The following is a 9,612-nucleotide window of genomic DNA, read 5'->3' as shown; positions in this document are numbered from 1 at the left end:
TTCCAGGTTGACGTTTTGGCCGGCGGAGCCGCCCGCGGCGGGGCGGGTGGGGAAGCGGGTCATGTTTCCGGCGGCGTCATGGAGGGGCGGGGCGAGGTTGGTGGGCGGCTGGTCGGGGGGGACGCCGCCTTGGCGGTTGATTTCGGTGTATTCGTTGGCTTTGTTGACGGCGTAGGTGTCCTGGGTGTTGGGAAGGTTGCCGAAGGGATCGCCGAAGTCGGCCGAGCGGCGGTTGTAGTTGTCGTCATAGTTGAAGGTGGACTCGAAGGGGGCCGGGTCGTCGCGGTAGTCGGCGGGGGCGGGGCTGCGGTAGGTGACGCCGGTTAGTTCGTAGCGGTCGTTGTAGCGGTAGTTGTCGAAGAGTCCGTTGTCGTGCAGGAAACGTTCGAAGAGAGGGTTGTCGACGTCGTCGTAGTCGTATTGGAATCCGACCAGGATGTTCTGCTCGGGGGTGGCGTCGCGCCAGGCGTGCTCGGAGATGCGGCGCTTGGCGTCGTAGAGCTTGGTGAGGGTGGCGCCGTTGCCCAGGATCTTGTTGCGCACGCGCCAGGGGCCCAGGTAGGTGTAGTCGGCGATGTCCTGCAGGGGGCGGTCGAAGTATTCGGCGTCGATGCCGTCCATGCGGTTGAGCGCGTCGTAGCTGTGGACGGTTTCCAGGTCGATGGTGCCGGCGCCCTCGGTGTTGTCGATGACCAGGACGCGGGTGCGGTTGGACTGGCGGTCGTATTCGAAGTTGAGCTCGACCGGGCGTTCCCAGCCCATTTCGAATCCGCTGCCGTCGAGGCGGATCCACTGGCCTTCCTCCGTCAGGCGGGAGAGGGGGTCGTAGCCGCGGTCCACCCGCGAGAAGTTGTTGCGGGCTTGAGTCAGGCGGTTAAGGGCATCGTAAGCGTAGTCTTGGCGGTCGGTTCCGGGGACCGGCTGGGCGCCGGGAACCAGATCATTCAGGTTGATGTTCTGCTCGACGAGACGGTTGCCGGGGTCGTAGGCGTTGGCGAACTCCACTCCCCGCTGCTCCTCGGTGAACACGACGTTGGAATTTTCATCGTAGGCCACTTCGACGCGGTCGTAGATTCCGTCGTCGCCATCGGGGCTGGAGAGGTCGATCATGCTGTGGCCGGGGCCTTCCAGCGAGACGCGGAAATCGTCGGCGTCGGGATAAACGGTGGTGACCAGCCGGTCGAGATCATCGTAGAGGTAGAGGGTGGCCTGCTGGCTGCCGATGGGATCGGTGACGTCGGAGAGGGCGATGTCGTGGGTCTTGCGGGAGTTGCGGTCGTAGCGGTACTCGTAGTGGATGAGTTCGGTCACGCCGAGAGCGATCCCTCGGGCGCCCGGGTCGCCGTCGAAGCGCTGGGTGAGGATAACGCGGTCGAGATCGTCGAAGCCGGTGCGGGTGAAGTTGCCTTCGGCGTCCTCCACCAGGCGCGTGTTGTGGCGGGAGTCGTAGTCGTAGAAGGTGGGGTGGTCGATGGAGTTGCCGTCAAGCCCGCGGATATGGCTTTCGGTGCGGCGGTTGAGCTCGTCGTAGGCGTGAGTCGTCACGTAGGTTTCGGGGACGCCGTCTGTCGCTCCCGGTCCCGGCAGTTCCAGTTCGCTGACGCTGAGGACGTTGGAGTTCTCGTCGTAGACGTAAGAACGCACGTTGCCCAGGGCGTCGGTGGTGCTGAGGGTGCGGTCGGCGGCGTCGTAGTCCATGAAAGTGGGGTTGTCTTCGGCGTCGAAGCGGGTCAGGACACGCGAGCCGGGGTCGAAGACGGTGTCGTAGCTGGAGTTGGACCCGTCGTCGGGGTTGACATCGGCGCTCTCGTCGCTGGAAAGGTCGATGTCGAGCACCGACTGAAAGCGGCGTCCGATTTCGTCGTAACGGTAGTAGGTGCGCTCCAGCACTTCGGTGATCTCGCCGCTGGTCTTGGAAACGGCGCCGCCGCTATGAGTGAGGGCGTTGGAGGCGTCGTCGTATTGGTAGACCATCCCGTTGCCGTTCTGGTCGCTGGTGGCCAGGCGGCGGTTGTAGAAGTCGTAGAAGTGGTCGGTGAGGTTTCCGCGCCCGTCGCGCATCTGCTCGGCATTCAAGCGGGCGTCGTAGCGGGTGGTTGTGAAGCCGACGAAGGAGGCTCCCGCCAAGTCTTCTGCCGTCTTGTCAGCGGGATAGGACTGGGAAGGGTCGCCGTTGCTTGCCGGGGCGATTCCGTAGAAGGTCTTGAAGCGCAGGCGGCGTTCGTCGTAGATGTGGAAAGTGCGGTTGCCCTCGGGCTGCTGCATGACGCTGAGCTGGTCGTTGCGGTCGTAGGCGTAGCGGGTGATGAGGTCGTTGGCGTCGTTGCCGTCCACCTCGACCCGCGAGGAAAGCAGGTTGTTGACGTCGTCGAAGCTCTGGGAGCGGTCGATGAAGGCATTGGGCAAGGGGTTTCCGTCGAAATCGATGTTGCTGCGGCGGGTCATCAACCGGTTGCCGGCGCCGTCGTAGACATAGAGCGTGCGGTAGTGCGCCCGGCGGCCGTTGCTCAGGGTCACCGGAGCGTCGAACTCCGCCGTCTTTTCCTTGAGGTCGTTGTAGAGAGAGACATATTCGAATCCCCTGGGGTCGATGCGGCGGGTCACCATTCCCAGGTTGTTGACCCGGTAGCGTGTGGTCAGATTGGTGGCGGGGTCGGCCGAGCCGGTGGCGCCGCGGGTCATGGAAGCCATGTATCCAGGAAAGGCCGCCTGGCTGTTGATGTTGCCGGGGCTCAGGGAGGAGAAGCCTCCGGTGTGATAGGTGTAGGTGGTGATGTTGCCGTCGGGGTCGGTGTGGGTGATGAGCTGTCCGAATTCATTGTATTGCCAGCCCTCGGTGATGATCTGAGGGGCGTCCACGCCCCGGGTCACGGTGGGGGCGTCGTAGCGGGTGCGGTTGCCGCGGGTGATCGTCTGTCCCGTGGCCGGATCGATCTCGTCATAGGAATAGGCGTGGGTGAAGTTGAGGCCGTCATAGACGGGGTTCTCGTCGAAAGCCCGCGGCTCGGTGTAGGTCAACTCGCGGCTGAATCGCTCGAAGGTGTCGTAGGTCTTCTCCCAGCGGATGGTTTCGCCGAATCCGCGGTACTCGTATGCGGTCGCCTGGCGGTGGACGGGGTGGTCGGCGAATTCGAAGAACTCGCTGGGATAATCGACCGGCATTTCCATCGCATCGAAGGCCAACCCGGCATCTGAGCGGAAGGGTTGCGAGACTTGAATGGGGACCAAGCAGTCGCAGTCGTGAAGCTGGCGCATTTCCCAGAAGAGAGGTTCGTCCGGACGCAGCGGCGGGTCCCCTTTGCCCGACTCGGTCCAGTTGACCTGGCGGCGCAGGCCGAACCTGCCCGTGCCCGAGAGAGGTCCGCCGGCGCCGGAATGGATTTCGTGGTCGGTGATGTTGTCTTCGCGGTCAATGATGCGCGTGACTGTGTTGTCGGATTCCAGCGGAGGCAGAGGATCGGGCCCCTGGAAGGCGGGCGCTTGGCGGTTCGCGGCTGACTCGATGCCGTAGAAATAGCGGACGTCCTGCCCGTTGATGCGCTTGACGGCCACGCGCCCCTGGCTGTCGTACTCGTATTCGACGGGAACCGCCTGCCGCTCGTCGGTGATGCGGGTTATCTGGCTGGGAAAGAGGGAGTCGTCGTAGCTGAGGGTAGTTGTACGCGGTTTGAAGACCGTAACCTCGGCCAAGTCGGTGTCGGTGATCTCCTCTCCGGGACCGATGTCCGCGAATTGCGTGGCTGGAGTGCTGATGTCGACCAGGTTGCCTTGCCCGTCATAATCGAAGGTCCAGGTGCGCCCGATGTGATCGGTCAGGGAAGCCAGGCGGCAATTGGGGTCGTAGGCGAAATGCACCTTCTGGTTCAAGTCGGTCACCACGGCTGACATGAGTCCGGAGTGGTCCAGGTGGACCTCGGTCCTGTTGCCGTTGGGCTCCTCGATGGAGAGGAGATGGCCCGGCAGTCCTTCCTTGGCCAGCAGGAACTCCCGGCGGCAGCCGCGATGGTGGGTGAGGATCCAGCGGTTGAGGCGGCTGTGCAGTTCCAGCCGCGAGAAGAATCCCTGCGGCGGCTCCCAGCTCTCAATGTGCGGGGAGCCGGGGCGGGGACCGATGCGGGTGATCGGGTAAACGTGCAGGTTGGGCGTGACGATGATGCCCGTCTCCGGGCCGGTGCGCACGATGTACATGTTGTAGGAATTGGAGAAGGACCGCCCGTTGGGCCCGTCGTATTCGACGGCGCTCTGGTGATGGAGGGTGAAGTCGAATCCCAACTTGCGGGTTTCAAATCTGCTGACGGGAAAACTGGTCACAACAGTGCCGTCGTTGGTAAGGACTCCGTGCTCCTGCGGCTCATTGCTGGAAGTGTAGTCAGGGCACTCGCCGCCGCAGCCCGTGCAGGCGGCGCAGCGTTCCACTTGTTGGTTGCCCGGCAAAAGTTCAGCAACGGCATTGGAAGTTGACTGGTCGGCCTGACGGACGGCGGTGACGGTCTTGACCCAGGTTCCGGCGGCGGTGACGATGCGCAGGGTCAGGTCGGCAATGGGAGGCAGGCCGTCGGTGCAGAGGACACCGGTTACCCGTCCCTCGGCGTCGCCATCAGAAGTCAGGTGGGTGAAGCTGCCGTCCTCAAGTCGGCCTGTGACGCCCAGAGACCGGACGGGACCTCCTTTTCCAGGCAGCCCCGCAATATCGAACACGATCTGCCGGCCTTTATACAGAATGGGATTGGGAATCTCTCCTCCGGCTGCTGCGGAGGTGTGAAAAGAGACAGGGGCGGCGGAAAGGATCAGCGTGATCAGAACGACCCATCCGAGTGGACGGAAGAAAGCCTTCATGAACATGTCGTCTCCTTGCAAGCGTTAAAGGGCAAGCGCTCTTTCCGGCAACAAAGCGGCGTTGACGGGCTCAAAGGGGACTGGCTTGAAGAGGTCGTCTTGGCGGCGCGTGATGCGTCCAGTGGATTCGGGCCGTCACATGCAACAAGAGGTTTTCGCGGCGCCGGAACAGGTCCTGCTGGATGTCCAGATATAGAGCGCTTTTTGCCTGTTGAAACGCCCTCGCCCCTCCAAATCCCTCAAAATCTTTGGGTTTTGGAAGCCGGCGGACAAGGGAAGATACGGTCGAGCAAATGCCGGGTATTTTCGCAAAGGAGCGCTTAGCCGCGGTTGCCCAAGAAGTAGAGGATGGGGACGGTCATTCGGGAGAGGAGGAGGGAAGCGACTTCGCCGGCCATGAGGGAGAGGGCCAAGCCCTGGAAGATGGGGTCGAAGAGGATGACTGAGGCGCCTACCACGACGGCGGCGGCAGTGAGCATCATGGGGCGGAAGCGGACGGCCCCGGCGTCGACTACGGCTTGATCGACGGGCATCCCCTGCTTGAGGCGGAGTTCGATGAAGTCGACCAGGATGATGGAATTGCGCACCACGATTCCGGCTCCGGCGATGAAGCCGATCATGGAGGTGGCCGTGAAGAAGGCGCCCATCAGCCAGTGGGCGGGCAGGATGCCGACCAGCGAGAAGGGGATGGCGGCCATGATGATGAAAGGCGTTTTGAGGGACTGAAACCATCCCACGACCAGGATGTAGATGAGCACCAGCACTACGGCGAAGGCCAGTCCCATGTCGCGGAAGACCTCGTAGGTGATGTGCCATTCACCGTCCCACTTGAGCGCCAGCCGGTCCTGGGAGGGCGGCTGGCGCGTGACCCACTGCTCGATCTCGTATCCGGCCCAGTCGGACAGTCCCGCGATCTGCCCCCCCAGATCCCCAACGGCATAGACGGGAGACTCCTCCTGACCGGCCATGTCGGCCATCACGTAGACCACCGGCATCAGGTTCTTGTGGTAGATGCTGGGCTGGCGGACGGTTTCATGCACCTCCACCAGTTCGCGCAGCGGAACCAGTCCCGAGGGCCCGGCCATGCGCAGGTCGAGCAACTCTTGGGGATGGGTGCGCCGCTGCAAGGGAAGCCGCAGGCGGATGTGGACGTCCTCTTCGGAGCGCGGATCGTGCAGCAGTCCGGCGCTGGCGCCGTCCACGGCCAGGCGCAGCGTGCTGGCGATGTCATGGGGAGAGATGCCGTGCAGAGCGGCCTTTTCCTGATCGACCTTGAATTCGACCTTAGGCTGCGGACTCTCGATGGTGGTGTCGACGTCCACCACTCCCGGCGCTTGCCTGAAGATCTCCTCGATGCGCCGCGCCAGCTCGATCTGGCGGGCGTAGTCGGGTCCGTAGACCTCGGTCACCAGCGTGGCCAGCACGGGTGGCCCCGGAGGCACTTCGGCCACTTTCACCGAGGCTTGCGGAGAGGCCGCCGAAACGATGCCTTCGCGCAACCGCTTGGCGATGTCGTGACTTTGCGCCGAACGCTGGTCGCGAGGCGCCAGGTTGACCTGCAAGTCGGCCTGATGAGGCTGATTGCGCAGGAAGTAGTGGCGCACCAGTCCGTTGAAGTTGTAGGGAGAGGACTCGCCCACGTAGATCTGGTAGTCGGTCACCTCGGGGACGCCGGACAGGTACTCGCCCACCGCCATGGCCGAAGCCGCTGTCTCCTCCAGCGGCGTGCCCTCGGGCATGTCGATCACCACCTGAAACTCGCTCTTGTTGTCGAAGGGCAGCATCTTCACCCGCACGGCCTTGAAGTAGAACATCGAGCAGACCGCCAGCAGCAGAAGCAGATTCCCGGCCAGAAAGCCCCAGCGCAGCAGCGGACGGTGGATGAGCGGGTCCATCAGGCGGCGGTAAAGCCGGGTACTCCAGTCCTCCTGCTCGTGAGAGTCTCCATGGCCGCCGCCCCGACGGCCCAGCCGCAGCAGGCGCAGAGAGGCCCAGGGAGTCACCACGAAGGCCACTAGCAGAGAGAAAAGCATGGCCGCCGAGGCGCCCACGGGAATGGGACGCATGTAAGGCCCCATCAATCCCCGCACGAAGGCCATGGGCAAGATGGCGGCGATGACGGCGAAGGTGGCCAGAATGGTCGGATTGCCCACCTCGTCCACCGCTTCCACCGCCACCTTGAGGATCGGACGCCCCCGGTTCTCGGGCAGGCGAGTGTGGCGGACGATGTTCTCCACCACCACGATGGCGTCGTCGACCAGGATGCCGATGGAGAAGATGAGGGCGAAAAGGGTCACCCGGTTGAGCGTGTATCCGAAGAGCAGGAAGACCATCAGGGTCAGGGCCAGGGTGACGGGAATGGCGATGGCCACCGTCCCCGACTCGCGCAATCCTAGCGTGAGCCAGATGAGCAACGATACCGATACCACCGCGATGGCCATGTGAAAGAGCAGTTCGTCGGACTTCTCCTTGGCCGTCTCTCCGTAGTTGCGGGTGACGACAATGTCGACTTCCGAAGGGATAAGCGTGGCCCGCAGGGCCTCCACCCGCTGCAGGACGGTTTCAGCCAGGTCGGTGGCGTTGGTTCCGGCGCGTTTGGCGATGGAGAGGGTCACGGCCGGCAGCAGGCCCGCTGAGGCGGCGCCCTCACCTGGCGCGTGGCCCGCGTCTCCCAGCCGGTGGGAAAAGCGGCGAGCAGGACCGTAGCCCAGAAGCACGTAGTCGGACGCCTCGGCTGGCCCATCCTCGATCTGCGCCACGTCGCTGAGATAAACGGGACGTCCCTGGTGGACCGCCACCACGCAGCGGGCCACCTCCTGGGAATCGGCGAAGAATCGGCCCGTCTCGATGAGGACTTCCCGGCCAGCCGAAGTCAAAGTTCCCGAGTCCACGCGGCTGTTGGCGGCTTGCAGGCGCTGCAGCACGGCGCCCGCTGAAAGCCGGCGGGAGGCCAGTTTGGAGGGATCGAGCTCGACCCTCACTTCGCGCTGGCTCCCTCCAATCAGCGTGATTTCGGAAACGTTCTCGATCTGCTTGATGCGCTCTTGCAACTGGGCCGCCATCTGTCGAAGGGTGAAGTGGTCGTAGCGCGAACTGGCCAGAGTCAGGGCCAGCACGGGTACGTCATCGATGGAGCGCGGCTTGATGAGGGGAGGGGAAGCTCCCGGCGGAATGAGGTCGAAGTTGGCGAACATCTTCTGGTTGAGGCGCACGATGGCGTCCTCTTCGGGGAATCCGACCTCGAAACGTACGATGGCCAGCGCCCCGCCGGGACTGGAGGTGGAGTAGATGTACTCCACCCCGGGGATCTCCCACAGAAGCTGTTCCATGGGACTGGTGACGCGCTCTTCCACCTCCTTGGCGTCGGCTCCCGGCATGGAGACGAAGATGTCGATCATGGGCACGATGATCTGGGGTTCCTCTTCGCGGGGAAGGGAAAGCACCGCCCCCGCGCCTAAGAGGATGGAAGCGCCGATGATCAGCGGCGTCAGTTTGGAATCGGCAAAAGCCCGGGCCATGCGTCCGGCCAGTTGCAGCGTCATGACGACTCCTCAGAGGACGATCCCGTCGCCAGACGCTTGCCTTCGCTCACGTCAGGACCGGGATTCAGGATCACGCGGTCTCCGGAGGCCAGGCCCGAGAGCACTTCCAAACCTTGCTCGTACTCGCGTCCTGTCTCCACCAGGCGGAAGACGATAGCGCCCTGCGCCCCCACCAGAAAGGCGCCCTTAAGCTGGCCGCGCCTGACCAGCGCAGCGGACGGCAAAATCAAGGCATCACGGGGCGGCAACAAGAAGAGGACGCGGGCGAACAGTCCGTCGCGCAAGCCGCGGTGATGAGGCAAGGCGACTTTGACGGTGAAGGCGCGGCTGGAGGGATCGGCCTGGGGAACGATTTCGCCGACTTTGCCCCCCAAGGTCAGACCGAGCGCCTCGATCTCGACGTCCACCTCTTGCCCCAGGCTGACGGCGCCCAGCGAGGACTCGCCCAGCGATGCCAGCGCTTCGAAGCTGAGGGCGTCCGCCAACCGCAGCAGAGGACGCCCCGGATGGGCCATGTCTCCCGGCTCCACCAGCCGGGCCGTGATGATGCCGGGCCAGGGAGCCGTCACCCGCGTGTAGCCGAGCATCACTTCGGCCTGCTCCAGCGCCGCTCGGGCCTGCTCGATGGAGGCCTTGACGCGCTGGTGGGCCGCTTTGGCGGCCTGGAGTCCGCTTTCTGCCCGCCGCACCTCGGCCTGGGCGCCCTCCAGGCGGGCCTGGGACTGGTCGAATTCGGCCTGCGACACCGACCGGCGTTTCAGCAGTTCCTCGAATCGCTGGTGTTGCTTTTGGGCCAGATCGGCCTGGGCGCGGGCCGCCTCCAGCGCGGCTTCAGCCCCGGCGATGCCTTCCACCGCCTCTTTCTCCGACTGCACCGCCGCCATGGCCGCGGCCCCGGCCGCGTTGCGATTGGCTTGGGCGCTGCTCGGATCGAGCTCGACCAGCAGTTGGTTCTTCGTGACCCGCCCTCCCTCGTCGGCCTTCACCGACACGATGCGGGCCGCGATTTGAGCCGACAGGGTGGCTTCGCTCAGCGAGCGGACGCTGGCCACCGCCTCAAGCCTGCCCGTCACGGGCTGCTGCTGCAGCGTCACCGTTTCAGCCTCGACCAGCGCTCCGGCTTGCTGCTCGGGATGGAGGGCTTGGCCGCCGCAGCCAACCGGCCACAGCGCCAACAACCCCAGCAGGACCGCGGTCTTTCCGCCTCCTCTAAGCCGTTTCATGGCAATCTCGC

3 protein-coding genes are annotated in these 9,612 nt (G+C 64.2%); all 3 read right to left on the bottom strand.

Translation table 11 applies throughout. The features are described 5' to 3' along the window. Window positions 1–4,836: hypothetical protein (locus VLU25_01745; GenBank protein ID HSR66637.1), on the bottom strand; the 4,836-nt coding region annotated here is incomplete at its 3' end. Window positions 4,837–5,156: 320 nt separating this feature from the next. Beyond that, window positions 5,157–8,378 carry an efflux RND transporter permease subunit gene (locus tag VLU25_01740; protein HSR66636.1) on the bottom strand — a complete coding sequence of 1,074 codons (3,222 nt, stop codon included), beginning with the start codon at window positions 8,376–8,378 and terminating at the stop codon, window positions 5,157–5,159. After that, window positions 8,375–9,601, bottom strand: coding sequence for an efflux RND transporter periplasmic adaptor subunit (locus VLU25_01735; protein HSR66635.1), 1,227 nt, complete (start codon window positions 9,599–9,601; stop codon window positions 8,375–8,377). The genes VLU25_01740 and VLU25_01735 overlap by 4 nt, the downstream gene beginning before the upstream one ends. Window positions 9,602–9,612: the final 11 nt, after the last annotated feature.

It is taken from the genome of Acidobacteriota bacterium (assembly GCA_035471785.1).
Classification (GTDB): Bacteria; Acidobacteriota; UBA6911; order RPQK01; family DATIPO01; genus JANQFM01.
This window is presented reverse-complemented; position numbering and strand designations above follow the sequence as displayed.

What these genes read in the sequence shown, in the direction of transcription:
- VLU25_01740 (HSR66636.1), bottom strand. Translation starts at nt 8,378, where the DNA reads ATGACGCTGCAACTGGCCGGACGCATGGCCCGGGCTTTTGCCGATTCC.
- VLU25_01735 (HSR66635.1), bottom strand. Translation starts at nt 9,601, where the DNA reads ATGAAACGGCTTAGAGGAGGCGGAAAGACCGCGGTCCTGCTGGGGTTG.